General features: G+C 73.0%; 20 protein-coding genes. 14 read left to right on the top strand and 6 right to left on the bottom strand.

Features of this window, described 5'->3' with window-relative positions; genetic code table 11:
* Window positions 1-255 precede the first annotated feature (255 nt).
* Window positions 256-489 carry a GntR family transcriptional regulator gene (locus HCJ93_RS15040; protein WP_167996194.1) on the bottom strand — a complete coding sequence of 78 codons (234 nt, stop codon included), beginning with the start codon at window positions 487-489 and terminating at the stop codon, window positions 256-258.
* A 353-nt stretch (window positions 490-842) separates the two neighbouring features.
* Here HCJ93_RS15040 and HCJ93_RS15035 point away from each other — a divergent pair, with 353 nt between their 5' ends.
* The 9 genes from HCJ93_RS15035 (at window position 843) to HCJ93_RS14995 (ending at window position 12,128) form a co-directional block, all read left to right on the top strand.
* Entirely contained in the window at window positions 843-1,799 is a 957-nt protein-coding gene (locus HCJ93_RS15035; RefSeq protein WP_167996193.1) for an EamA family transporter, read from the top strand.
* Between the two features lie 147 nt (window positions 1,800-1,946).
* Complete coding sequence (locus tag HCJ93_RS15030; RefSeq protein ID WP_167996192.1) at window positions 1,947-2,774, top strand: TIGR03084 family metal-binding protein; 828 nt, start codon at window positions 1,947-1,949, stop codon at window positions 2,772-2,774.
* Window positions 2,771-4,483: an acyclic terpene utilization AtuA family protein gene (locus tag HCJ93_RS15025; protein ID WP_309141407.1), complete on the top strand. Its 1,713-nt coding sequence runs from the start codon at window positions 2,771-2,773 to the stop codon at window positions 4,481-4,483. Before HCJ93_RS15030 ends, HCJ93_RS15025 begins: the two co-directional genes overlap by 4 nt.
* Window positions 4,480-6,078, top strand: a complete 1,599-nt coding sequence (locus HCJ93_RS15020) for an acyl-CoA carboxylase subunit beta (protein ID WP_167996191.1) — start codon at window positions 4,480-4,482, stop codon at window positions 6,076-6,078. The genes HCJ93_RS15025 and HCJ93_RS15020 overlap by 4 nt, the downstream gene beginning before the upstream one ends.
* 7 nt (window positions 6,079-6,085) lie before the next feature.
* Entirely contained in the window at window positions 6,086-7,927 is a 1,842-nt protein-coding gene (locus HCJ93_RS15015; protein ID WP_167996190.1) for an ATP-binding protein, read from the top strand.
* A gap of 94 nt (window positions 7,928-8,021) precedes the next feature.
* Window positions 8,022-9,188: an acyl-CoA dehydrogenase family protein gene (locus HCJ93_RS15010; protein WP_167996189.1), complete on the top strand. Its 1,167-nt coding sequence runs from the start codon at window positions 8,022-8,024 to the stop codon at window positions 9,186-9,188.
* A gap of 23 nt (window positions 9,189-9,211) precedes the next feature.
* Window positions 9,212-10,780 carry a 4-coumarate--CoA ligase family protein gene (locus tag HCJ93_RS15005; protein ID WP_167996188.1) on the top strand — a complete coding sequence of 523 codons (1,569 nt, stop codon included), beginning with the start codon at window positions 9,212-9,214 and terminating at the stop codon, window positions 10,778-10,780.
* Window positions 10,777-11,523: an enoyl-CoA hydratase family protein gene (locus tag HCJ93_RS15000; protein WP_167996187.1), complete on the top strand. Its 747-nt coding sequence runs from the start codon at window positions 10,777-10,779 to the stop codon at window positions 11,521-11,523. Before HCJ93_RS15005 ends, HCJ93_RS15000 begins: the two co-directional genes overlap by 4 nt.
* Window positions 11,511-12,128, top strand: coding sequence for a TetR/AcrR family transcriptional regulator (locus tag HCJ93_RS14995; RefSeq protein WP_206317437.1), 618 nt, complete (start codon window positions 11,511-11,513; stop codon window positions 12,126-12,128). The genes HCJ93_RS15000 and HCJ93_RS14995 overlap by 13 nt, the downstream gene beginning before the upstream one ends.
* Before the next feature lie 113 nt (window positions 12,129-12,241).
* Here HCJ93_RS14995 and pdxH read toward each other — a convergent pair whose 3' ends face one another.
* Window positions 12,242-12,928 (bottom strand): pyridoxamine 5'-phosphate oxidase, encoded by a 687-nt coding sequence (gene pdxH, locus HCJ93_RS14990; RefSeq protein ID WP_206317436.1) that lies wholly within the window; start codon window positions 12,926-12,928, stop codon window positions 12,242-12,244.
* Between the two features lie 243 nt (window positions 12,929-13,171).
* Here pdxH and HCJ93_RS14985 point away from each other — a divergent pair, with 243 nt between their 5' ends.
* Window positions 13,172-14,272, top strand: a complete 1,101-nt coding sequence (locus tag HCJ93_RS14985; RefSeq protein WP_167996184.1) for a citrate synthase 2 — start codon at window positions 13,172-13,174, stop codon at window positions 14,270-14,272.
* A 513-nt stretch (window positions 14,273-14,785) separates the two neighbouring features.
* The gene (locus HCJ93_RS14980; RefSeq protein WP_167996183.1) at window positions 14,786-16,219 is read left to right on the top strand and encodes a PAS domain-containing protein; all 1,434 of its coding nucleotides are present in this window, start codon (window positions 14,786-14,788) and stop codon (window positions 16,217-16,219) included.
* 135 nt (window positions 16,220-16,354) lie between these two features.
* Here HCJ93_RS14980 and HCJ93_RS14975 read toward each other — a convergent pair whose 3' ends face one another.
* A complete protein-coding gene (locus HCJ93_RS14975; protein ID WP_167996182.1) occupies window positions 16,355-17,110 on the bottom strand; it encodes an SIS domain-containing protein in 756 nt (251 codons plus the stop codon).
* A 292-nt stretch (window positions 17,111-17,402) separates the two neighbouring features.
* Here HCJ93_RS14975 and HCJ93_RS14970 point away from each other — a divergent pair, with 292 nt between their 5' ends.
* On the top strand, window positions 17,403-18,098 hold the full coding sequence (locus HCJ93_RS14970) for an iron-dependent transcriptional repressor DtxR (RefSeq protein ID WP_167996181.1): 696 nt from the start codon (window positions 17,403-17,405) through the stop codon (window positions 18,096-18,098).
* A 556-nt stretch (window positions 18,099-18,654) separates the two neighbouring features.
* The gene (locus HCJ93_RS14965; RefSeq protein ID WP_167996180.1) at window positions 18,655-19,518 is read left to right on the top strand and encodes an alpha/beta fold hydrolase; all 864 of its coding nucleotides are present in this window, start codon (window positions 18,655-18,657) and stop codon (window positions 19,516-19,518) included.
* Window positions 19,519-19,552: 34 nt separating this feature from the next.
* Here the strand turns inward: HCJ93_RS14965 and HCJ93_RS14960 are convergent, their stop codons facing one another.
* The 3 genes from HCJ93_RS14960 to HCJ93_RS14950 all read right to left on the bottom strand — a co-directional run bounded on the left by HCJ93_RS14960 (window position 19,553) and on the right by HCJ93_RS14950 (window position 22,736).
* Window positions 19,553-21,145 (bottom strand): transporter, encoded by a 1,593-nt coding sequence (locus HCJ93_RS14960; RefSeq protein ID WP_167996179.1) that lies wholly within the window; start codon window positions 21,143-21,145, stop codon window positions 19,553-19,555.
* Window positions 21,142-21,933, bottom strand: coding sequence for an ABC transporter ATP-binding protein (locus HCJ93_RS14955; protein ID WP_167996178.1), 792 nt, complete (start codon window positions 21,931-21,933; stop codon window positions 21,142-21,144). Before HCJ93_RS14955 ends, HCJ93_RS14960 begins: the two co-directional genes overlap by 4 nt.
* A gap of 149 nt (window positions 21,934-22,082) precedes the next feature.
* Window positions 22,083-22,736, bottom strand: coding sequence for a bifunctional DNA primase/polymerase (locus HCJ93_RS14950; protein WP_167996177.1), 654 nt, complete (start codon window positions 22,734-22,736; stop codon window positions 22,083-22,085).
* Between the two features lie 328 nt (window positions 22,737-23,064).
* Between HCJ93_RS14950 and HCJ93_RS14945 the strand changes: the two genes are divergently transcribed.
* Window positions 23,065-24,450, top strand: a complete 1,386-nt coding sequence (locus HCJ93_RS14945; protein ID WP_167996176.1) for an NsdA family TPR-like regulatory protein — start codon at window positions 23,065-23,067, stop codon at window positions 24,448-24,450.
* Window positions 24,451-24,633: the final 183 nt, after the last annotated feature.

Raw genomic sequence — 24,633 nt, 5'->3', positions numbered from 1 at the left:
CAGCGCATCGGCAGCCCGCGCGGGTCCCGCCCGCAGTACAGGCGCAGGCGGCGCAGTTCCCACAGGCACACCGCACTGATGGAGACCGGGGCGCCCAGGATGAACACGCAGCGGACCAGGGGCGGCACGCCCTCGTGGGCGCCGGTGAAGATGTCGATCAGCGCCACCTCGTATCCGAAGGGTGAGGACTCACCATGTACGGCAGCGACCCGCCGCGACCTGGCGTTGTGCCGCACAACCCTCTTACGGCAACGCCTAGTCGGGGCGCCCAGTGACGAACGAACCGATGCCGTTCTCGGTACGGATCAGCCCGCGCTCACGCAGATCGGCAAGTGCCTTCCGCGCGGTCACCTGGGCGACGCCGAACTCAGCGCACAAGGCCAGAATGCCGGGAAGCTTCGCGCCCGCTGGGTACACGCCCGCGTCGATGCGCCGCTCGATCTCGGCGGCAATCTGAGTCCACTTCGCGCGGGTCGGGTCCAGTTCCACATGATCAATGCTCCGCGCTGTGGCGAAATGCGGCTAGATGTAGCGAGCTATGCAAGGTCAGGACTGATCAACGGCGCTCCAGGACGCCAGAAGCCACCAGGTGCTCAGGGATCACCCGGGCGGCTGGGGGCCTGGCCGCCGGGACGCCGCCTCGGCGGGCGGGCGAGGGGACGCGCGGGGCTGTCCGTATGCCGGACCGGCTTGACCGGGGAGGGGCGGGGGTCGCATGGTCAGGCATGTAAGCGGTTCACGGTCCTGACTCAGATCAATCCAGTGGACTGTGCGGTGCATCATGTTGCACCATCGGCAGGGTGAACCCCTTGTCTCGCGGTACCGACGCTCAGGAAGGCCCCGTGACCACGCCCAGCACCGCCACCCCGTCCACCGTCGCCCCGGCGGGCCAGGACCCTGCCTCGGTGCCGGGTGGCGCCCCGCGCGGCCTGGCGTCCCTCGGGCCGGTCGGGCTGGTGCTCGCCGGCGGGATATCCGTGCAGTTCGGCGGCGCGCTCGCGGTGATGCTGATGCCCCGGGCCGGCGCGCTCGGGGTGGTCACGCTGCGGCTGCTGGTGGCCGCCGTGGTGCTGATGGCGGTCTGCCGGCCCCGGCTGCGCGGACACTCGCGGACCGACTGGGGGACGGTCGTCGTCTTCGGGATCACCATGGCCGGGATGAACGGGCTGTTCTATCAGTCCGTCGACCGCATTCCGCTCGGCCCCGCGGTCACCCTGGAGGTCCTCGGGCCGCTCATCCTCTCCGTCGTCGCCTCCCGCCGGGCGATCAACCTGGTGTGGGCCGCGCTGGCCCTGGTCGGCGTGTTCCTGCTCGGCGGGGGAGGGTTCAGCGGTCTCGATCCGCTGGGTGTCCTCTTCGCCCTGGGGGCCGGCGGGATGTGGGCCGCGTACATCGTCTTCAGCGCCCGTACCGGCCGGCGCTTCCCGCAGGCCGACGGGCTCGCCCTCGCCATGGCCGTGGCGGCGGTGCTCTTCCTGCCGCTGGGCGTCACCGAGGCCGGCACCAGGCTGCTCGACCCGACGACCATCGCCCTCGGCGGAGCGGTCGCGATGCTCTCCTCCGTGCTGCCCTACACCCTGGAGCTGCTCGCCCTGCGGCGCCTGCCCGCCTCCACCTTCGCCATTCTGATGAGCCTGGAGCCGGCCATCGCCGCGACCGCGGGCTTCCTGCTCCTGGACCAGACCCTCACCGCTCCCGAGGCCGCCGCCATCGCCCTGGTCATCGTGGCGAGCATGGGCGCGGTGCGGACCCAGGCGGGGCGGCGGCCGAGCAGGCGCGAGGGGGAGTCCGGGGCATAGGGGCCCTTCGGGGCGGGGGCGGACGCCGTCCGTGACGCCCCGCCTGTTCCGTCCCGGGGCGCGTGGCTCGAGGAGGCTTGCGGCGCCCGGGAAAAATTCATGCAAGCATGCTTGATTGTTTAGTGGGTCACTGCCATGCTCCCCCTCATGGCCGACCCGACGCCCGTCATCGACGACCTGTGTGCCGAGAGCGACGAACTCGACCGGCTGGTGGCCGGGCTGGGGGAGGACGGCTGGAGGCTGCCGACTCCCGCGCCCGGCTGGACGGTCGCTCATCAGATCGCGCACCTCGCCTGGACCGACCGGTCCGCGCTGCTCGCCGTCACCGACGCCGACGGCTTCCAGAAGCTCGTCGAGGCGGCCCTCGCCGCTCCGCACTCGTTCGTGGACGAGAGTGCCGAGGAGGGAGCCCGGGCCGAGCCCGCCGCGCTGCTGGCCAGGTGGCGAGAGGACCGTGCCGCACTCGCCGGCGCCCTGCGGGCCGCTCCCGCCGGGGCTCGCTTCCCCTGGTACGGCCCGCCCATGTCCGCCGCCTCCATGGCCACCGCCCGGCTCATGGAGACCTGGGCGCACGGCCTGGACATCGCCGACGCGCTCGGTGTGGTGCGCCCGCCCACGGACCGGCTCCGGCACGTGGCCCGGCTCGGCGTCCGCACCCGGGACTTCGCCTACGCGGTGCACCGGCTCACCCCGCCCGCCGAGCCCTTCCGGGTCGAGCTCACGGCACCGGACGGCGAGAACCGGTGGGTGTACGGACCCGAGGACGCCTCCCAGTCCGTCACCGGCCCCGCGCTCGACTTCTGTCTGCTGGTCACCCAGCGCGCCCACCGCAGCGACCTCGCCCTCACCGCCCACGGCCCCGACGCCGACCGCTGGCTGGACATCGCCCAGGCCTTCGCCGGGCCCCCGGGCGGCGGACGTGAGCCCGGCACGAGCGGGCGTGAGCCCGAGGCGGAAGGGGAGGCCGCCCCGTGACGGACACGACGACCGCCGGGACGCCGAAGGCCGGGCCGCCCCTGCGCATCGGTAACGCCTCCGGCTTCTACGGCGACCGCTTCGACGCGATGCGCGAGATGCTCACCGGCGGCGACCTGGACGTCCTCACCGGCGACTATCTCGCCGAGCTGACCATGCTCATCCTGGCCCGGGACCGGCTGAAGAACCCGGACGCCGGATATGCCCGCACCTTCCTGCGGCAGCTCGAGGAGTGCCTGGGCCTGGCCCACGAGCGGGGCGTGAAGATCGTCAGCAATGCCGGCGGGCTCAACCCGGCCGGTCTCGCGGACGCCGTGCGCAAGCTGGCCGCCGAGGCCGGTGTGCCGGTGCGCGTCGCCCATGTCGAGGGCGACGACCTCACCGCCGCCCACCCGGGCGCCCTGGCCGCCCACGCCTACCTCGGCGGCTTCGGCATCGCCGCCTGTCTGCGCGAGGGCGCCGACGTCGTGGTCACCGGACGGGTCACCGACGCGGCCCTGGTCACCGGCCCCGCAGCCGCCCGTTTCGGCTGGACCCCGGAGGACCACGACCAGCTCGCGGGCGCCGTGATCGCCGGGCATGTGCTGGAGTGCGGCACCCAGGCGACCGGCGGCAACTACTCCTTCTTCCGGGACGGCGACGTCCGGCACCCCGGCTTCCCGCTCGCCGAGATCCACGCCGACGGCAGCAGCGTCATCACCAAGCACCCCGGCACCGGCGGCTTCGTCGACCCCGGCACCGTCACCGCGCAGCTGCTCTACGAGACCGGGGGAGCCCGGTACGCGGGGCCCGATGTCACTGCCCGGCTCGACACCGTGCGGCTCAGCCGGGAGGGGACCGACCGGGTGCGCATCGACGGGGTGCGGGGCGAGGCACCGCCGCCCACCCTCAAGGTGGGGCTCAACCGGCTCGGCGGATTCCGCAACGAGGTCGTCTTCGTGCTCACCGGGCTCGACATCGAGGCCAAGGCCGAGCTGGTCAAGGCACAGATGGGCGAGGCGCTCGCCAAGTCGCCGCCCGCCGAGGTGCGCTGGGACCTGGTGCGCACCGACCGGCCCGACGCCGGCACCGAGGAGACCGCGAGTGCCCTGCTGCGGCTCGTCGTACGGGACACGGACGAGGCGAAGGTGGGGCGGGCGCTCAGCGGCGCCGCCATCGAGCTGGCGCTCGCCAGCTACCCCGGCTTCCATGTGCCGGCGCCGCCCGGGAAGGGCTCGCCCTACGGGGTGTTCGAGGCGGCGTACGTGGCGCAGGACGCCGTCGAGCACGCCGCCGTCCTCCCCGACGGGCGCCGCATCCCGGTGCCACCGCCGGAGAACACCGCTCCGCTCACGGCCGTGCCCGAGCCGCCGCTGCCCGAGCCGCTGCCGGCCGGGCCCACCCGCAGAGCACCCCTGGGTCTCGTCGCCGGGGCCCGCAGCGGGGACAAGGGCGGGGACGCCAACGTCGGTGTCTGGGCGGTCAGCGAGCAGGCCTGGCGATGGCTCGCGCATCACCTGACCGCGGAGCGGTTCCGGGAGCTGATCCCGGAGGCCGCCGGTCTTCCCGTGACCCGCCACGTCCTGCCCAACCTGCGCGCCCTGAACTTCGTCGTCGAGGGGATCCTCGGCGCGGGCGTCGCCGCCCAGCACCGTTTCGACCCGCAGGCCAAGGCACTCGGCGAATGGCTGCGCTCCCGCCACCTGGACATACCGGAGGTCCTGCTGTGACGGTTCTCGACACCGCCGTGGACACCCACAGCCCCGAACACCGGGCGCAGCGCGAGGCGATGCTCGCCAAGCTCGCCGAACTCGACGCCGAGCACGCCAAGGCCCTAGCGGGCGGCGGGGAGAAGTACATCGAACGGCACCGCAAGCGCGGCAAGCTGCTCGCCCGGGAGCGGATCGAGCTGCTGCTCGATCCGGACACGCCGTTCCTGGAGCTCTCCCCGCTGGCCGGCTGGGGGAGCGACTACACCGTCGGGGCCTCTCTGGTCACCGGCATCGGCGTGGTCGAGGGTGTGGAGTGTCTGATCACCGCCAACGATCCGACCGTGCGCGGCGGTGCCAGCAATCCGTGGAGCCTGAAGAAGGCGCTGCGCGCCCATGAGATCGCGTTCGCCAACCGGCTGCCCCTCATCAGCCTGGTCGAGTCCGGCGGTGCGGATCTGCCGTCCCAGAAGGAGATCTTCATCCCGGGCGGGGCCATCTTCCGCGATCTCACCCGGCTCTCCGCCGCCGGCATCCCCACCGTCGCCGTCGTCTTCGGCAACTCCACGGCCGGCGGCGCCTACGTCCCCGGCATGTCCGACCACGTGATCATGGTCAAGGAGCGGGCGAAGGTGTTCCTCGGCGGTCCGCCGCTGGTGAAGATGGCGACCGGCGAGGAGAGCGACGACGAGTCCCTGGGCGGCGCCGAGATGCACGCGCGGGTGTCGGGCCTCGCCGACTACTTCGCCCTCGACGAGACGGACGCGCTGCGCCAGGCCCGCCGCGTCGTCGCCCGCCTCAACCACCGCAAGGCCTACCCCGATCCGGGCCCGGCCGAGCCCCCCAAGTACGACCCGGAGGAACTGCTCGGCATCGTCCCGGACGACCTCAAGATCCCCTTCGATCCGCGCGAGGTCATCGCCCGTATCGTCGACGCCTCCGACTTCGACGAGTTCAAGCCGCTGTACGGCAGGAGCCTCACCACCGGCTGGGCCACCCTGCACGGCTATCCGGTGGGCATCCTCGCCAACGCCCAGGGGGTGCTGTTCTCCGAGGAGTCGCAGAAGGCCGCCCAGTTCATCCAGCTCGCCAACCAGCGCGACATCCCGCTGCTGTTCCTGCACAACACCACCGGTTACATGGTCGGCAAGGAGTACGAGCAGGGCGGCATCATCAAGCACGGCGCCATGATGATCAATGCGGTCAGCAACTCGAAGGTGCCCCATCTGTCGGTGCTCATGGGGGCCTCGTACGGCGCGGGCCACTACGGCATGTGCGGGCGGGCCTACGACCCCCGCTTCCTGTTCGCCTGGCCCAGCGCCAAGTCCGCGGTGATGGGCCCGCAGCAGCTCGCCGGGGTGCTGTCCATCGTCGCCCGCCAGTCCGCCGCGGCGAAGGGCAAGCCGTACGACGAGGAGGCGGACGCGGCGCTGCGCGCCATGGTGGAGCAGCAGATCGAGTCCGAGTCGCTGCCGATGTTCCTCTCCGGCCGGCTCTACGACGACGGCGTCATCGACCCGCGCGACACCCGCACCGTCCTCGGCCTGTGCCTGTCCGCCATCCACACCGCGCCCTACGAGGGCGCACGCGGCGGCTTCGGCGTCTTCCGGATGTGAGGCAACAGTGATTGATTCCGTGCTTGTCGCGAACCGGGGCGAGATCGCCTGCCGGATCGTCCGCACCTGCCGCGAGCTGGGCATCCGCACCGTCGCCGTGCACTCGGACGCCGACGCGGGGGCCCTGCACGTCCGCCTGGCCGACAGCGCCGTACGGCTGCCGGGTTCGGCACCCGCCGACACCTATCTGCGCGGCGAGCTGATCGTGAAGGCGGCGCTCACCGCGGGGGCGGACGCGGTGCACCCCGGCTACGGCTTCCTCTCCGAGAACGCCGGTTTCGCCCGTGCCGTCCAGGACGCGGGCCTGGTGTGGATCGGGCCGCCCCCGGAGGCGATCGAGGCGATGGCCTCCAAGACCCGTGCCAAGCAGCTCATGGGCATCGAGCCGCTGCGCGAGGTCACCGAGGCCGACCTGCCGGTGCTGGTGAAGGCCGCGGCGGGCGGCGGCGGACGCGGCATGCGTATCGTGCGCGAACTCGCCGACCTGGACGCGGAGCTGGCAGCCGCCCGGGCGGAGGCGGCGAGCGCCTTCGGCGACGGCGAGGTGTTCGTCGAGCCCTATGTGGAGGGCGGGCGCCATGTCGAGGTGCAGATCCTCGCCGACACCCACGGCACGGTCTGGGCGCTCGGCACCCGCGACTGCTCCCTGCAGCGGCGCCACCAGAAGGTCGTCGAGGAGGCCCCGGCTCCGGGGCTGTCGGAGACCCTCACGGCGGAGCTCCACGACCTCGCCGTGCGCGCCGCCCGCGCGGTGGACTACGTGGGCGCCGGGACCGTGGAGTTCCTCGTCGCGGGCGACCGGGCGCACTTCCTCGAGATGAACACCCGGCTGCAGGTGGAACACCCGGTCACCGAGGCGGTGTTCGGCGTCGACCTGGTCGCCGAGCAGATCCGCGTCGCCGAGGGGCATGCGCTGGCGGCCGGGCCCCCGTCCGCGCACGGTCACGCCGTCGAGGTCCGGCTGTACGCCGAGGACCCCGCGCGCGAGTGGGCCCCGCAGACCGGACGGCTGCATCGTCTCTCCGTCCCCGGCGGTGTGCGCCTGGACACCGGCTACACCGACGGCGACGACATCGGCGTCCACTACGACCCGATGCTCGCCAAGGTCGTCGCCCATGCGCCCACCCGCGTGGAAGCCATCCGCAAGCTGGCCGCCGCCCTGGAACGCGCGGCGATCCACGGCCCGGTGACGAACCGGGACCTGCTGGTCCGCTCCCTGCGGCACCCGGAGTTCACCGAGGGGCGGATGGACACCGGCTTCTACGAGCGCCATCTGCCCGACCTCACCCGGCCCGCCCCCGACGCGCTCGCCCCGCTGGCCGCCGCCCTCGCCGACGCCCACGGCCGCTCCCGCTTCGGCGGCTGGCGCAATCTGCCGTCCGCTCCGCAGATCAAGCGGTACGCCGTCGACGGCGAGGAGCACGAGGTCCGCTACCGGCACACCCGGGCCGGACTGGAGGCCGAGGGGGTACGGGTGGTGCACGCGGACGCCGGGCTCGTCGTCCTCGAAGCCGAGGGAGTGCGGCGCCGGTTCGAGGTGGCCAGGTACGGCGACACCGTCTTCGTGAACGCCACCCGCCTCACCGCGCTGCCCCGCTTCCCCGACCCGGCCGGCCAGCACGCACCGGGGTCTTTGCTGGCCCCCATGCCCGGCGTGGTCGTCCGCGTCGCCGAGGGGCTCACCGAGGGCGCCCCGGTCCAGGCGGGGCAGCCCCTGCTGTGGCTGGAGGCCATGAAGATGCAGCACAAGATCACCGCCCCCGCCGACGGCACCCTCACCAGCCTCAACGCCAAGCCGGGACAGCAGGTCGAGCCCGGCACGGTGCTGGCCGTGGTGCAACCCGCCTAGGGATGCCCGCCCAGGGATCCCGCCCAGGGAGCGAGGGCTCAGGCGCCCCCGCGCCTGCGGCCCGGTCACAGACAACCCACACCCGGAGGACCGCGTGACCACCCACATCGAATCCGACGAGCACAAGGCACTGAGAGAAGCCGTCGCCGCCTTCGGCAAGCGCTACGGCCGCGACTACTTCACCCGCACCGTCGCCGAGGGCCGCCACCCCGCCGAGCTGTGGCAGGACGCGGCCAAGCTCGGCTACCTGGGCGTCAACCTCCCCGAGGAGTACGGCGGCGGAGGCGGCGGCATCGCCGAACTCTCCCTCGTCCTGGAGGAACTCGGCGCGGCCGGCTCGCCGCTGCTGATGCTGATCGTCTCGCCCGCCATCTGCGGCACCGTCATCGCCCGCTTCGGCACCGAGCAGCAGAAGCGCGACTGGCTGCCCGGCCTGGCCGACGGCAGCCGCATCATGGCCTTCGGCATCACCGAACCCGACGCCGGCTCCAACAGCCACCGCATCACCACCACGGCCCGCCGCGACCCCGGCTCCGGCGACTGGATCCTCAACGGCCGCAAGGTGTTCGTCTCCGGCGTCGACTTCGCCGACGCCACCCTCATCGTCGGCCGCACCGAGGACGCCCGCACCGGACGCCTCAAGCCCTGCCTGTTCATCGTCCCGCGCGAGACGCCCGGCTTCCAGCGGCGGCCCATCGACATGGAGCTCAACGCCGCCGAGAAGCAGTTCGAGCTGGTCCTGGACGATGTGCGGCTGCCCGCCGACGCGCTGGTCGGCGACGAGGACGCGGGGCTGCTCCAGCTGTTCGCCGGCCTCAACCCCGAGCGCATCATGACCGCCGCGTTCGCCATCGGCATGGGCCGCCACGCGCTCGGCCGGGCCGTCGAGTACGCCCGCGAACGCACCGTCTGGAAGACCCCGATCGGCGCCCACCAGGCCATCGCCCACCCGCTCGCCCAGGCACACATCGAGCTCGAACTGGCCCGCCTGATGATGCAGAAGGCCGCCCACCTCTACGACGCCGGCGACGACGTGGGCGCGGGGGAGGCCGCCAACATGGCCAAGTACGCGGCAGCGGAGGCCTGCGTGCACGCCGTCGACCAGGCCGTGCACACCCTCGGCGGCAACGGCCTCACCCGCGAGTTCGGGCTCGCCTCCATGGTGACGGCCGCGCGCGTGTCTCGTATCGCACCGGTCAGCCGGGAGATGATTCTCAACTACGTGTCCCACCAGACCCTGGGCCTTCCGAAGTCGTACTAGGCCGTCGCCGCCTTGGAGGAACGATGTTCCGCAGCGAGTACGCAGACGTCCCGCCCGTCGAACTCCCCATCCACGAGGCCGTCCTGGGACGCGCCGCCGAGTTCGGCGACGCCCCCGCCCTGATCGACGGCACCGACGGCACCACTCTCTCCTACGAGCAGGTGGACCGGTTCCACCGGCGGATCGCCGCCGCGCTCGCCGAGGCCGGCGTGCGCAAGGGCGACGTGCTCGCCCTGCACAGCCCCAACACCATCGCCTTCCCCACCGCCTTCTACGCCGCCACCCGGGCGGGAGCCTCGGTCACCACCGTGCACCCGCTCGCCACCGCCGAGGAGTTCGGCAAACAGCTCAAGGACTGCTCGGCCCGCTGGATCGTCACCGTCTCCCCGCTGCTGGACACCGCCCGCCGCGCCGCCGACATCGCCAGCGGCGTGCAGGAGATCTTCGTCTGCGACAGCGCGCCCGGACACCGCTCGCTGATCGACATGCTCGGCAGCACCGCGCCCGAGCCCGAGGCGGCCATCGACCCGGCCGAGGACGTCGCCGCCCTGCCGTACTCCTCCGGCACCACCGGCACCCCCAAGGGCGTGATGCTCACCCACCGGCAGATCGCCACCAACCTCGCCCAGCTCAACGCGGCGATCAGCGCCGGCCCCGGCGACCGCATCCTCGCCGTGCTGCCGTTCTTCCACATCTACGGGCTGACCGCCCTGATGAACGCCCCCCTGCGGCACGGCGCCACCGTGGTGGTGCTGCCCCGCTTCGAGCTGGAGACGTTCCTCGCCGCCATCCAGAACCACCGCATCACCGGCCTGTACGTGGCCCCGCCCATCGTGCTGGCCCTCGCCAAGCACCCGCTGGTCACCCAGTACGACCTCAGCTCCCTGAAGTACATCATCAGCGCCGCCGCACCCCTGGACGCCCGGCTCGCCGTCGCCTGCGCCGAACGGCTCGGCCTGCCACCCGTCGGCCAGGCCTACGGCATGACCGAACTCTCCCCCGGCACCCACGTCGTGCCCCTCGACTCCATGCGCGAGGCCCCGCCCGGCACCGTCGGCAAGCTCATCGCCGGCACCGATATGCGCATCGTCTCCCTCGACGACCCCGGCAAGGACCTCGGCCCCGGCGAGTCCGGGGAGATCCTCATCCGCGGCCCCCAGGTGATGAAGGGCTACCTCGGCCGCCCCGACGAGACCGCCGCCATGATCGACGAGGACGGCTGGCTGCACACCGGCGACGTCGGACACGTCGACGAGGACGGCTGGCTCTTCGTCGTCGACCGCGTCAAGGAACTGATCAAGTACAAGGGCTTCCAGGTCGCCCCCGCCGAACTCGAGGCCCTGCTGCTCACCCACCCGGGCATCGCCGACGCCGCCGTCATCGGCGCCTATGACGACGACGGCAACGAGGTCCCGCACGCCCATGTCGTCCGCCAGCCCTCCGCACCCGGACTCTCCGAGGGCGAGGTGATGATGTACGTCGCCGAACGCGTCGCCCCCTACAAGCGCATCCGGCGCGTCACCTTCATCGACGCCGTGCCCCGCGCCGCCAGCGGCAAGATCCTCCGCCGCGAACTGAGGGAACGCACATGACCCTGGTCCACCGCACGCGGACGCGGGGGGTCGAGACCCTCACGCTCGACTCCCCGCAGAACCGCAACGCCCTCTCCGCCGCCCTCGTCGGCGACCTCGCCGCCGCGCTCACCGACGCCGGCAAGGATCCCGGCGTCCGCGCCGTGCTGCTCACCCACACCGGCAACACCTTCAGCGCCGGCGCCGACCTGCGCGACCCGCCGGAGCCCGACGCCCTGGTCGGCCTGCTGCGGCAGATCGTCGAACTGCCCAAACCGGTCGTCGCCCGGGTCACCGGCCACGTCCGCGCCGGCGGTCTCGGCCTGCTCGCCGCCTGCGACATCGCCGCCGCCTCCGCCCAGGCGACCTTCGCCTTCACCGAGGTGCGCATCGGCGTCGCCCCCGCCGTCATCTCCCTCACCCTGCTGCCCCGCACCGACCCCCGCGCCCTCGCCCGCTACTACCTCACCGGCGAGCGGTTCGGCGCGGTGGAGGCCGCCCGGCTCGGCCTGGTCACCGCCGCGGGCGAGGATGACGCAGTTGACGTGGACGCCGTGCTCGAACCCGTCCTCGACGGGATCCGCCGGGCCTCACCCCGGGCCCTGGCCGAGACGAAGCGGCTGCTCACGGCTAGGGTGCTGGAGACATTCGACCAGGACGCGGCCGACCTCACCGCGCTCTCGGCCCGCCTCTTCGCCTCCGCCGAGGCGCGCGAGGGGATGACGGCCTTCCTCGAACGACGGGATGCGGAATGGGTGGTGTGAGCACGGCAGACCGTGCCGAACGAGTCCCCAAGCAGGACCGCAGCCGGCTCACCCGGCAGCGCCTCCTGGAGGCCGCCGTGGCCTGCCTGGCCGAACACGGCTGGGCGGGCTCCACGGTCTCCGTCGTCGCCGAACGCGCCGGTGTCTCCCGGGGTGCCGCCCAGCACCACTTCCCGACCCGCGAGGACCTGTTCACCGCCGCCGTCGAGTACGTCGCCGAGGAACGCTCCACCGCGCTGCGCGCCCTCTTCCCCGAGGGCGCGGGGGCCGCCGACCGCCATGCCGTGGTCGCCGCCCTCGTCGACCTCTACACCGGCCCCCTGTTCCGCGCCGCCCTGCACCTGTGGGTCGCCGCCACCAACGAGGAGCAGCTGCGCGCCCGCGTCACCGAGCTGGAGACCCGCGTCGGCCGCGAGAGCCACCGCATCGCCGTGGACCTCCTCGGCGCCGACGAGACCCGCCCCGGCGTCCGCGAGACCGTCCAGGGCCTGCTCGACATGGCCCGCGGCCTCGGCCTCGCCAACCTCCTCACCGACGACTCCGCCCGCCGGGCCCGTGTGGTGGAGCAGTGGGCCCGGCTGCTCGACGACGTCCTCGACGGCTAGGCATCCGGACGGGGCGGGGGCCGCACGCAGGGAGCCGGCCGTTCACGCCCGGGGAGCGAGCCGCTCTCGCCCGGGGAGCAAGCCGCTCTCGCCCGGGGGCGGGCCGCTTGTGCTCAGGGAGCAAGCCGCTCCACCCGCCAGCCGCCGCCCGGCTCCGCCACGTACCGCAGCCGGTCGTGCAGCCGGTTCTCCCGCCCCTGCCAGAACTCCACCGTCTCCGGTTCGACCCGGAAGCCGCCCCAGTGCGGCGGCACCGGCACCTGCTCGCCCTCCGGATAGCGCGCCGCCAGCTCGGCGTAGGCGGCGTCCAGCTCCTCGCGTGCGGCCACCACCCGCGACTGGGCGCTGGCCCACGCGCCCAGCTGCGAGCCGTGCGGACGGGTGCGGAAGTACGCGGCCGTCTCGTCCCGGCCGGTCCGCCGCGCCACACCGTTCACGATCACCTGCCGGGCCATCCCGTGCCAGGGGAACAGCAGCGACACATACGGGTTCTCCGCCAGGTCGCGGCCCTTGCGGGACTCGTAGTTCGTGTAGAACACGAACCCCTCGTCGTCGAAGTGCTTCAGCAGCACCGTCCGTGAGCTGGGCCGGCCCCGGGCGTCCGCCGTGGACACGATCATCGCGTTCGGCTCGAACAGACCGCCCTCCGTCGCGGCCTGCTTGAACCAGCGTGCGAACTGCTCGACGGGTGTGGCGGCGAGGTCCGACTCCAGAAGACCCTCGCTCCGGTACTGCTTGCGCATCGCGGCGAGATCGAACGGTGCGGCATCTCGATCGGTCACGCCGTCATCCTGCCGCATCCCCCCAGATCGGTGGGGCCCACGGTGGCCTTCGTCACTGAGTGGCACTGAGTGCCGCGAACTCTCCCCAAGCGTGGCACCCGGGGATATCGTGCTGCCACTGATCCGGTTGGGTGACCGCCAACCGGGCATCACAGGGGTACGTCCGAACCGCGCGTCACCTCGACGGGTCCGCGGATCCACCGGACGCACAACCGCCTGCCGCAGCGCATCGCATCTGTCCACATCACGAGGAGCCGCCTGATGTCCGACTTCGTACCCGGGCTCGAAGGAGTCATCGCGTTCGAGACGGAGATCGCCGAACCGGACAAGGAGGGCGGCGCGCTCCGCTACCGCGGCGTCGACATCGAGGACCTCGTCGGCCATGTGTCCTTCGGCAACGTGTGGGGCCTGCTCGTCGACGGTGCCTTCAACCCCGGCCTGCCGCCGGCCGAGCCCTTCCCCATCCCGGTCCACTCCGGGGACATCCGCGTCGACGTGCAGTCCGCCCTTGCCATGCTGGCCCCCGTCTGGGGCCTGAAACCGCTCCTCGACATCGACGAGAAGCAGGCCCGCGACGACCTCGCCCGCGCCGCCGTCATGGCGCTGTCCTACGTCGCCCAGTCGGCCCGCGGCCAGGGCCTGCCCATGGTGCCGCAGCGCGAGATAGACAAGGCCCAGTCTGTCGTCGAGCGCTTCATGATCCGCTGGCGCGGTGAGCCCGACCCCAGGCATGTCGCCGCCGTCGACGCCTACTGGACCTCCGCCGCCGAGCACGGCATGAACGCCTCCACCTTCACCGCCCGCGTCATCGCCTCCACCGGCGCCGACGTGGCCGCCGCCCTGTCCGGAGCCGTCGGCGCCATGTCCGGCCCGCTGCACGGCGGCGCCCCCTCCCGGGTGCTCGGCATGATCGAGGAGATCGAGCGCACCGGCGACGCCGAGGGCTACGTCAAGAAGGCCCTCGACAAGGGCGAGCGCATCATGGGCTTCGGCCACCGCGTCTACCGCGCCGAGGACCCCCGCGCCCGCGTGCTGCGCCGCACCGCGCGGGAACTGGGCGCCCCCCGCTACGAGGTCGCCGAGGCGCTGGAGAAGGCCGCCCTGGCCGAGCTGCACGCCCGCCGCCCCGACCGGGTGCTGGCCACCAACGTGGAGTTCTGGGCGGCGATCGTCCTCGACTTCGCCGAGGTCCCGGCGCACATGTTCACGTCCATGTTCACCTGCGCCCGCACGGCCGGCTGGTCCGCCCACATCCTGGAGCAGAAGCGCACCGGCCGCCTGGTCCGTCCCTCCGCCCGCTATGTGGGCCCGGGCCCGCGCGACCCGCGCGAGGTCGAGGGCTACGCCGAGATCGCCCACTGACCGGGCCCCGAGACGCAGACGACCCGCGAGCCTGGGTCCTCCGCAACGGGAGGAGCCGGCCGGACGTACCGGCGACTCGCGGGTCGGGTGACTGCTTGGGATTGGGCCGGCTGCCCGTCTCGTTCACGAGCTGGTCCGGCACCGCACTGAGTGTGGTGGCGGACCGCTAGCCCGCAGCCACCTCACGCGTCCGGTAGTCATACATCTGCCGAACCACCTCCCTTCTCGTGTACCTGGAACCCTAAGAAGCGCCTCCCTCGCGCAGCAACCGCTTTTTGCGATCCCTTTTCCGGAATTTCTCCCAGCCGGCCGGCGGAGATCACTCGGACTGCCGTCATGGCAGATGACGGGGCGGGCAGGCGGAGCGGGCCGGGCGGGCGAGGAATCGGCCGTGTACAACGATCGACTCAATCTTCCGGGAACTCGATGTGCGGTGGATCACGTTCAAGTTGAATGATTGCGAGTGAGTGAACCGTCGCGCCGTAGTGCGCACGCAGCCTGCAGGGGGTCCAGGTGAGTGCTTCCCGGCGTACTGGAACCAAGGACGAACTGGGGCCCGACGAGCCCGAGCGGGAGAGCAGGGACGGCTCGGACGGGTCCGATCTGCTCGCCGCTCTGCTGGACGGCATGGACGCCGCCCTGTGCGCCTTCGACGCGGACGGGGTGGTCACCCACTGGAACCGTGAGGCGGAGCGGATTCTGGGCTGGAGCGCCGAGGAGGCGGTCGGGCGGCAGGGCTTCGCGGGCTGGGCGGTACGGCCCGAGGACGCCGAGGAGGTCCAGGCCCGGCTGATGTCGGCGATGGACGCGCCGGGCCGGCAGGTGCACGAGTTCGCGCTGCTGACCAAGGACGGCCGCCGGGTGCTGGTGCGCACCCAGTCGGCGGCGGTGCGCGGCCCGGACGGCAAGCCGGCCGGCGTGTACTGCGCGTTCAGCGAGGTGCACGCGCAGATCGATCTGGAGCGGTCGATCGCGCTGAGCGAGGCGCTGCTCGAGGACGCCTCCTGGGGCGTGGTGCTGGTGGACGCCGATCTGCGTCCTGCGGTGGTGAACACGGCGGCGGCCAAGGCACTGGGCACGGGGCGCACCTCGGTGCTCGGCCGGCCGCTGGGTGAGCTGCTGGCGCAGGGTGTGGAGGAGCTGGAGAGCGCGCTGACGCATGTGCTGGCGGAGGGCGCTCCGCCGGCTCCGGCGGAGATCTGGGTGAGTGTGCGCACGCCGGAGGGCGAGCGGCGGCGCTGCTGGCGCAGCGGCTTCCTGCGGTTGTCCTCGCCGCTGGCGGAGGAGCCCGTTCCGCTGGGCGTCGGCTGGCTGTTCCAGGACGTGACCGAGTCCAAGCAGGCGGAGCAGGAGGCCTCGCTGCTGAAGTTCCGCACGCAGCAGCTGCACCGGGCGGCGCGGGCGGCGGCGGAGTGCGAGGACCCGGCGGAGGCGGCGACGGTCCATCTGGACTTCGCGCTGGCCGGGTTCGCCGATCATGCGCTGATCGACCGGGTCGCAGAGGCGGCGGGGAGCCCGGCGCGGGACGGCGAGGGGGAGGGCCCGGTCCGGCTGGTGCGGATCGCGGCCACGCCCTCCGGGGCGCCGGGGCCGAGCAGTCTCGGGGGCGGTGCGGGGCTGCCGGTGCGCTACGAGCGGGGGCATCCGGCGCTGCAGTGCGTGGAGCGGGCCGGTTCGGTGCGGGCGAACGCCGGAAAGGTGGGCCCCGAGGAGCGGCGGGCCTGGGCTCAGGCGCGCCAGTGGCCGCCGGACACGGTGCACGCCCTGTGCACGGCGTTGCGCAGCCGCGGGCGCACCCTGGGTGCCGTGACGTTTCTGCGGGGCGCCGGGCGGACGCCCTTCGAGCGCTCCGACATCCTGTACGCGGAGGACGTGGCGGTGCGGATCGCGTCCGCGCTGGATCTGGCGGGGCTGGTGGAGCGCGGGCAGGGCGAGGAGGACCGGTGACCCGGACCGGTGCTCAGGACCGGTGATCCGGTCCCGGCCCGGTGCCGCAGGAGGGCCCGGATCCGGTCCCGGCCCGGTGCCGCAGGAGGGCCCGGATCCGGTCCCGGCCCGGTCCCGCGGGGGAGGGCCCGGTCCTCAGTGCCGGTAGAAGATGCGGTCCCCGTACTGCTCGAAGATGCGGGCGTTCCACTCGTGGCCGCCGTCCACGTTGCCGGAGCGCAGCAGCGGGGGCTCGATGCCGCGTTCGGCGAGGGTGGCGGCGGCGGTGGCCATCACGGCCTGGAGGAGGGCCGAGGTGACGACCGTGGACGCGGGGGCGAACGGCGCGGGGACGTTGTCGAGGGTGAGCTCCGCGTCGCCGACCGCGATCTTGGAGTCCAGTACGACGTCGCAGTGGTCCTTCAGGAAGGTCCCCGAGGAGTGCCGCGAGGCGGTCTCCGTGGCGTAGGCGACCGAGGTCACGCCGATCACCTTCACGCCCAGGGCGCGGGCGCGCATGGCCATCTCCACGGGCAGGGCGTTGCGCCCGGACAGCGAGATGATCACCAGCGCGTCGCCGGCGCGCAGCGGTGAGGAACCGAGCACGGCGGTGGCGAGCCCGTCGACGCGCTCCAGGGCGGAGCCGAGCGTCGCGGGCGTGACGTCGACGCCGACGGCGCCGGGCACGGCGAGCAGGTTCATCAGGGCGAGGCCGCCCGCGCGGTAGACGATGTCCTGCGCAGCGAGCGAGGAGTGGCCGGCGCCGAAGGCGAAGAGCCGTCCGCCGTCCGCGACCGTGTCGGCGAGCAGCGTGCCGGCGGCCGTGATGGAGCCGGCCTCCTCGTCGCGGACCCGGTGCAGCAGGTCGATCGCGGCGTCGAGGAACCGGTCGGCCGGCGTGCGGTCGCTCATGCGGTATCCCTTCGGGTGGCTGTGTTGCGGATCACGGTGCGGTCTGGACCACTGCCGTGTCAATACGGTGGTGCCGTGCCCGGCCACGGCGGCGCGGGCGTGCCCGGCGGCGGATGCGGGCTTGGCCGGAACCCGACGCACCGGTGGCCAAAGCCCCCTGAAGCACCCCGTTTCCACGGCGCCGCACGCTTGTCAGTGACATGCGTCAGAATTGAGTCCTGGGCCAGCGCATGTGCCGGTGAGCCGGCCGGCCTCCGGCAGAGCCAATCGCAGATCACATCAAGGGGCACGTATGTCCGGACTGATCGACACCACGGAGATGTATCTCCGCACCATCCTCGAGCTGGAGGAGGAAGGTGTGGTCCCCATGCGCGCCCGGATCGCGGAACGGCTCGATCAGAGCGGTCCGACCGTCAGCCAGACGGTGGCGCGGATGGAGCGGGACGGCCTGGTCTCCGTGGCGAGCGACCGTCATCTGGAGCTGACCGACGAGGGCCGCCGCCTGGCCACGCGGGTGATGCGCAAGCACCGCCTGGCCGAGTGCCTGCTGGTCGATGTGATCGGCCTGGAGTGGGAGCAGGTGCACGCGGAGGCCTGCCGCTGGGAGCACGTGATGAGCGAGGCGGTCGAACGCCGCGTGCTCGAGCTGCTGCGGCACCCGACGGAGTCGCCGTACGGCAACCCGATCCCGGGCCTGGAGGAGCTGGGCGAGACGGACGGCGCGGACCCGTTCCTGGACGAGGGCATGGTGTCGCTGGCCGATCTCGACCCCGGCAACGAGGGCAAGACGGTCGTGGTGCGCCGGATCGGCGAGCCCATCCAGACGGATGCGCAGCTGATGTACACGCTGCGCCGCGCGGGGGTGCAGCCGGGCTCGGTGGTGAGTGTGACCGAGTCGGCGGGCGGCGGCGTGATGGTCGGCAGCAGCGGCGAGGCGGCCGAGCTCCAGCCGGACGTGGCCTCCCATGTGTTCGTCGCCAAGCCCTGAGCCGGGCCGGGTGGACCGAGCCCTGACACCTCCCTGACGTCGCGCGCGAACCGTGTGCCCGCGGACCGGGGGGGCCGCGCCGCACGGATCCGTACGGCCACCGATGTGATCCCGTCGTTTCGAAGATCCAGTGCGGGGAATCGCAGCGCGCGCCCGGATCGCGTGCCAGGCTGTCGCATGAGGCATGACCCGGGGTTCGCGGTCGGGCGCGGTGTCGGTCCTGACAGCGATGTCACCCGGCCGGGGAGGGGCGGGGAGGATGGGCCGTGAGCATGTGAGGAGCCCCGGCGCCGCAGGGCGCCGGGGCTTGTCCTCCCCTGTACTGACCCGGAGCCCCGAGCTCTCAGGGTCATTCCCCTCGGACCGGTTTCCCCGAGCGGTCCGCCTCCCGCTGAAGATCTCCCCTGGGGCGCGGCGATCATTCCTGGCGGCGTGTCACTCGATTGAGGGGTGTTGCCCGCCGGAACTCCGTTCTCGAAAACGTATTCGATAATCTGGCGCGGTACGGCAGACAGGTCCGGCACGGCAGACAGCGAGCTTGGGGGGTGCCTGGAGAATGGCGCGACGCATCGGCGTGACCGGGGCGGACGGCGTGCAGCTCGCCGCCTGGGAGTTCGGCGACCCGCCCAAGACGGGCACCGAGGCCGAGGCCGCCCCCGGCGTGCTCTTACTGCACGGACTGATGGGGCGCGCCTCGCACTGGGCGTCCACCGCCCGCTGGCTCTCCGAGCGGTACCGCGCGGTCGCCCTCGACCAGCGCGGCCACGGCCGCAGCGAGAAGCCCCCGCACGCCTCCTACAGCCGGGAGGCCTACGTCGACGACGCCGAGGCCGCCCTCGAGCAGCTGGATCTCGCCCCCGCCGTCCTCATCGGCCACGCCATGGGCGCCCTGACCGCCTGGCAACTGGCCGCCAGGCGCCCCGACCTGGTCCGCGGCGTGGTCATCTGCGACATGCGGGCCTCCGCGCTCGGCGCGGCCTCGCAGCGCGAGTGGGAGGAGTGGTTCCGGGCGTGGCCGGTTCCGTTCGCCACCCTCGCCGACGTCCGCAAGTGGTTCGGCGAGGACGACCCCTGGGTGGAGCGGCCCAACCCGGCCCGCGGCGAGTTCTACGCCGAGGTGATGGCCGAGTCCCCGGACGGCTGGCGCCCGGTCTTCGACCAGGAGGTGATGCTCCGCTCCCGCGAGACCTGGGTGTACGACGCGCACTGGGAGGAGCTGGCCCAGGTCCGCTGCCCCGCCCTGGTGGTGCGGGGCCTCGACGGGGAGCTGGGCCGCGCGGAGGCCCAGGAGATGGTCCGGGTCCTGCCGCGCGGGCAGTACGCGGAGGTCGCCGACGCCGGCCACCTGGTCCACTACGACCAGCCCGAGGGCTGGCGCGCGGCGATCGAACCGTTCCTGGCCTCCCTGCGCGAGAGCTGAACCGGAGGCGTACCGGGCGCCCGCCGGGTGCGCCTCAGCCCTTGCTGACCGCCGTGAGGATCTCCGGCAGCCGCCGTGCCGTCTGCGGTGCGGCCAGCCTCAGCCCGAGCAGGGTCAGCAGCGCACCGTAGGCCGTGCCGACCGGCAGCAGCAGCCACAGCAGGTCCTGGCCGTCGGCGCTGAGGTTCCACCAGATGGTCAGAGCGATGACCGGGGCGCACAGCACCGCCGCCGCGATCATGCCGCCGAAGATGGAGATCCAGGCCAGGCCCACCTGCCCCGGCGCGACGTTCTTGTGACCCTCCTGCGGGATGGAGTACGGGAACCGCGCCGAGGTCCAGGCGCCGGTCGCGAGCATGGCGCCCAGCAGCGCGAACGACAGCCCCAGCGTCTCCGGCAGCCGCCGCCAGGCGCCCAGCATGGCCGTGGTCAGCACGGTCACCAGCGTGGCGTACGGCAGGGTGATCAGCAGCAGGGCCAGGGCACGGGCGCGCAGCTCGGCGTAGGCGTCACGGGTGGTGGAGATGGTCATGGCGACCATCCAGAACGCCGAGGTGTCCTGGCCGAACTGGTTGTACATCTGGATGCCGAGCATGCCGGCCGCGAAGCAGGCGAAGTACACCGAGCCGGTGCCCTGCCAGGCGTTGAATACCGGCACGATCAGCCCGATGGCCAGCGAGGTCACCCAGGCCGCCTTGGTCTTCGGGTCGCGCCACACATAACGCAGGCTGCGCTCCACCACCGTGCCGGTGCGCCCGGCCGGCAGCAGCCGGGCCAGGCCGCTCGCGGAGCGCTCCCGCACCGCCTTCTCACCGGTCTGCAGGGTGGAGCCGTCCGGCGCCGTCATCAGCCGGGTCAGCGACCGCGACCACAGCGCCAGCAGCACCACCAGGGCGGCCACGCTCAGCGCCAGCTGCGCCAGCGCCGTCCCGTGGGCGCCCTCGCCCACCGCGTGCACGGCGCCGACCGCGGAGGCGGGCGGGATCCACTGCAGCACCCCGGCCACCGGGTCCAGCTCGCCCAGCCCCGAGGAGCCGAGCCGCTGGGCGCCGAAATTGACCACCTGGGCGCCGATGGCGATCACCAGGCCGCTGAGCACGGCGAGGTCACGCCCCTTGCGGCTGGTCAGCAGCCGCACGTTGGCGGCGGCGACCGCCCGCGCCAGCGCCACGCACACCAGCAGCGCCAGCGGGACGGCGAGCACCCCGACCGCGAAGGCGGCACCACCCCGGGCGACCGCGATCACCGAGCCGGTGAACATGCACAGCGTGAACAGCGGCCCGATGCCCACCAGCGAGGCCACCAGGAGCGCCCGCACCAGCGGGCGGGGCCGCAGCGGCAGCATCACCAGGCGGGTCGGGTCCAGGGTCTCGTCGCCGCTGGGGAAGAACAGCGGCATCACCGCCCAGCCGAGGCCCAGCACCGCGACGAGCAGCACCACCAGGGACTCGGCGTGCCCGACCCCGCGCAGCGCGATCAGGCCGATCAGCTGCAGCGCGGCGAAGAGCAGCACCAGGACGGCGGAGGCGATGTAGGCGGCGCGGCGGCCGCCGGACTGGCGCAGCCCGTTGCGCAGCAGCGACAGCTTCAGCCGCACGACGACGGGGGTGATCGCGGGCGCGCTCACCGGGCACCGCCGCCCAGCCAGTCGAGGTCGGAGGAGGCGTCCCGCCCGTCCGCGCCGACGAGTTCCAGGAACGCCCGCTGGAGGGAGGGCGCGTCACCGCGCACCTCGGCGAGCGGGCCGTGCGCCCGGATCCGCCCGGCGGCCATCACCGCCACCCAGTCGCACAGCGACTCCACCAGCTCCATCACATGCGAGGAGAACACCACGGTGGCGCCGGAGGCGGTGTAGCGCTCGAGCACGCCCCGGATGGTCTGCGCGGACACCGGGTCGACGCCCTCGAACGGCTCGTCCAGGAAGAGGACTTCGGGATTGTGCAGCAGCGCCGCGGCCAGCCCGATCTTCTTGCGCATGCCGGTGGAGTAGTCGACGACCAGCTTGTGCTGGGCGCCGGCCAGGTCGAGGACGTCGAGCAGCTGGGTGGCCCGCTTGTCGACCTCGGCGCCGGGCAGCCCGCGCAACCGGCCGCTGTAGGCCAGGAGTTCGCGCCCCGACAGCCGCTCGAACAGCCGCAGCCCCTCGGGCAGCACCCCGATCCGGGCCTTGACCGCCACCGGGTCCCGCCACACGTCGTGCCCGGCGATCTCCACGGTCCCCTGGTCCGGCCGCAGCAGCCCGGTCACCATGGACAGGGTCGTCGTCTTGCCCGCCCCGTTCGGTCCGACGAGCCCGATGAACTTCCCCGCCGGCAGGTCGAGATCGATCCCCGCGACGGCCACCTGCTCGCCGAACCGCTTCCACAGTCCCCGTACGCGGACCGCTGCCCCGTCCGCCTGAGTTCCCTCCGTCATGGCAGCAGCCTACGGGCACGCCCGCGCCGCCGAGCAGCCGTCGCCGGACCGGCCGGCGGTCCCGGCGTGCCCGCGCCGGGCGGTCTGACCAGGAGGTACGGCCGGGGACCGGGGCCCTTGCCCGGCGGATCCCGCCGCGCGGCCGGACGCTAGCGGTCGCGCCCGCAGGCGTAGGCGAGAGCCGGGATCAGCTCCTCCGCGTCGGGCAGCCAGCGGTTGGCGGGGGTCGGACGGCAGGCCCACTGCACGGCGCCCCGGGAGCCGACCCGCGTGGGCGGTGCGGCCACGTACATGCCCTCGCCGAGCACGGCCAGATCCATCGAGGCCGGCGACCAGCCGAGCCCGCGCACCAGCTCCGGGACCTTCGCCGCGGCACCCGGCAGCACGAAGAACTCCATCCGCCGCGCGGGCGTCAGCGTCACCGGGCCCAGCGTCAGTTCCATCCGCTCCAGGCGCGCGAGGGCGAGGAAGCCGGCCGTCTCCGGGACGGAGATGGCGTCGAAGGTGCGGCCCGTCGGCAGCAGGATCGAGGCGGTCGGCTGCTTCTGCCACATCCGGCGGGCGACGGTGGCGCTGCCCGTCGCCTGCGTCGCCCAGTCGGGCCGGGCCGGGTGCGCGCCGGGCGCGGGGCAGGCCGCGTCGCCGCACGAGCAGCGCTGCACCCCGTCGGCGGCCTCCAGCCAGGTGCCCGGGAACACGTCCCAGTGACGCTCCTCGGCATAGCGGACTGCGGTGTCCAGCAGCGATTGCCCGCGCTGCTTCGGGATCTGTGCGGCTTCGGTGCCCGGGATCGTCTCTTCCACGATGAACACAACTTCGCCCGCCACCAGTGGTTACGCCCGCGCGCGTGCGCGGGGGCGGAGCATCGGCCCCGCGTGCGGGGCGCACGGGTGCACGGGCGGGGGCGCGCGGGGGGAACGGTGCCCGCGGGTGGGTAGCCAGGAGTGGGGCCGGCGGACGACCTCGCATGCCGTCACCCCGGCAATCCTCACAAGTCCCGCATTTTCGGTACATCCGCGGGGCATTGATCTTCACGGCCGGAAACTCCTCGCCGGGACGTGAGGAGCACGGCCACGGAAAGCACGTCAACTCGGTGTGTGGGCAGGCACCGTAGCCACAGGGGGTTACGCCATGGCCGCAAGGCCTCTCGTCGCGCGGCAGCCGAACGAGCGGTTGCAGGCGCTCATCCAGGAAGCCGGATGCTCCAACGCCGGGCTGGCCCGCAGGGTCAACATGTGCGGCGCCGAGCACGGCCTCGACCTGCGCTACGACAAGACGTCGGTGGCCCGCTGGCTGCGCGGACAGCAGCCACGGGGCCGCGCCCCGGCGATCATCGCGGAGGCGCTGGGCCGCAAACTGGGCCGTACGGTCACGATCGACGAGATCGGTATGGCCAACGGCAAGAACCTCGCCTCCGGGGTCGGTCTCCAGTTCTCGCCGACGGTACTGGGGGCCATCGAGCAGGTCTGCGAGCTGTGGCGCAGCGACGTGGGCCGGCGGGACTTCCTGTCCGGCTCGGCCGTCGCCGCCTCGGCGCTGGTGGAGCCCAGCAGGGACTGGCTGATCTCCGCGCCGGACGCCCAGGTGGCCCGCTCGGCCGGACCGCGGGTGGGCAGGTCCGACGTGGCCGCGGTACGGGACATGACCCGGGCGCTGGTGGAGCTCGACCACCAGTACGGCAGCGGGCATGTGCGGCCGGTCGTCGTGCACTACCTCAACAGCGTGGTGTCGGGGCTGCTGGCCGGCTCCTACCGGGAGTCGGTGGGCCGTGAACTCTTCGCCGCGGTCGCCCGGTTGACCGAGCTCGCCGGGTACATGGCGGTGGACACCGGGCAGCCGGGGCTCGCGCAGCGCTACTACATCCAGGCGCTGAGGCTGTCGCAGGCGGCGGGCGACCGCGGATACGGCGGCTATGTGCTCGCCGCCTCCATGAGCCACCTGGCCGCCCAGCTCGGCAACCCGCGGGAGATCGCCCAGTTGGCGCGGGCGGCCCAGGAGGGCGCACGGGGGCGCGTCACGCCCCGCGCGGAGGCCATGTTCCACGCGGCGGAGGCGCGTGGGCACGCCGTACTGGGCGACGTGCGCGCCGCGCAGGCGGCGGCCGGGCGCGCGATCAGCGCCATGGAGGCGGCCGACGCGGCGTCCGGGGACGACCCGGCGTGGATCGCCCACTTCGACGAGGCGTATCTGGCGGACGAGCTGGCGCACTGCCATCGCGATCTCGGGCAGGCGGAGGCCGCCGCGCGCTATGCGCGCGAGTCGCTCGCCGGGCATCCGGAGTCACGGGCGCGGCGGCGGGCCATCGGCTATGTGCTGCTGGCCACGGCCCAGGTGCAGCAGCGGGAGATCGAACAGGCCTGTGCCACGGGCCTGAAGGCGGTGGAGATCCTCGACGGGCTCCGCTCCAACCGCGGCGCCGAGTACCTGGAGGACTTCCAGCAGCGCCTCGAACCGTACGGAGAGGAGCCGGTGGTACGGGAGTTCGGGGCGCGGACCAGGCTGCAGGCCGCGGCCTGAGCGGGCGGCCCCGCCGCGCGGGACGTGAACGGCCGGGCATCCGGGGCGAACGTTCGCGTCCCGGGCGGCCGATGTGAAGGAAGTGACATAAACAGCGTGCCGTGACGCGGTTTTGTTACCGCGCTCACAGGGCAGGAGATCACGTCCTGTGCTGCGTGGAAACGGGCTCCGGGGACCCGGTAG

The sequence above is a fragment of the Streptomyces composti genome, from assembly GCF_012034205.1.
GTDB classification, from domain to species: Bacteria; Actinomycetota; Actinomycetes; order Streptomycetales; family Streptomycetaceae; genus Streptomyces; species Streptomyces composti.
This window is presented reverse-complemented; position numbering and strand designations above follow the sequence as displayed.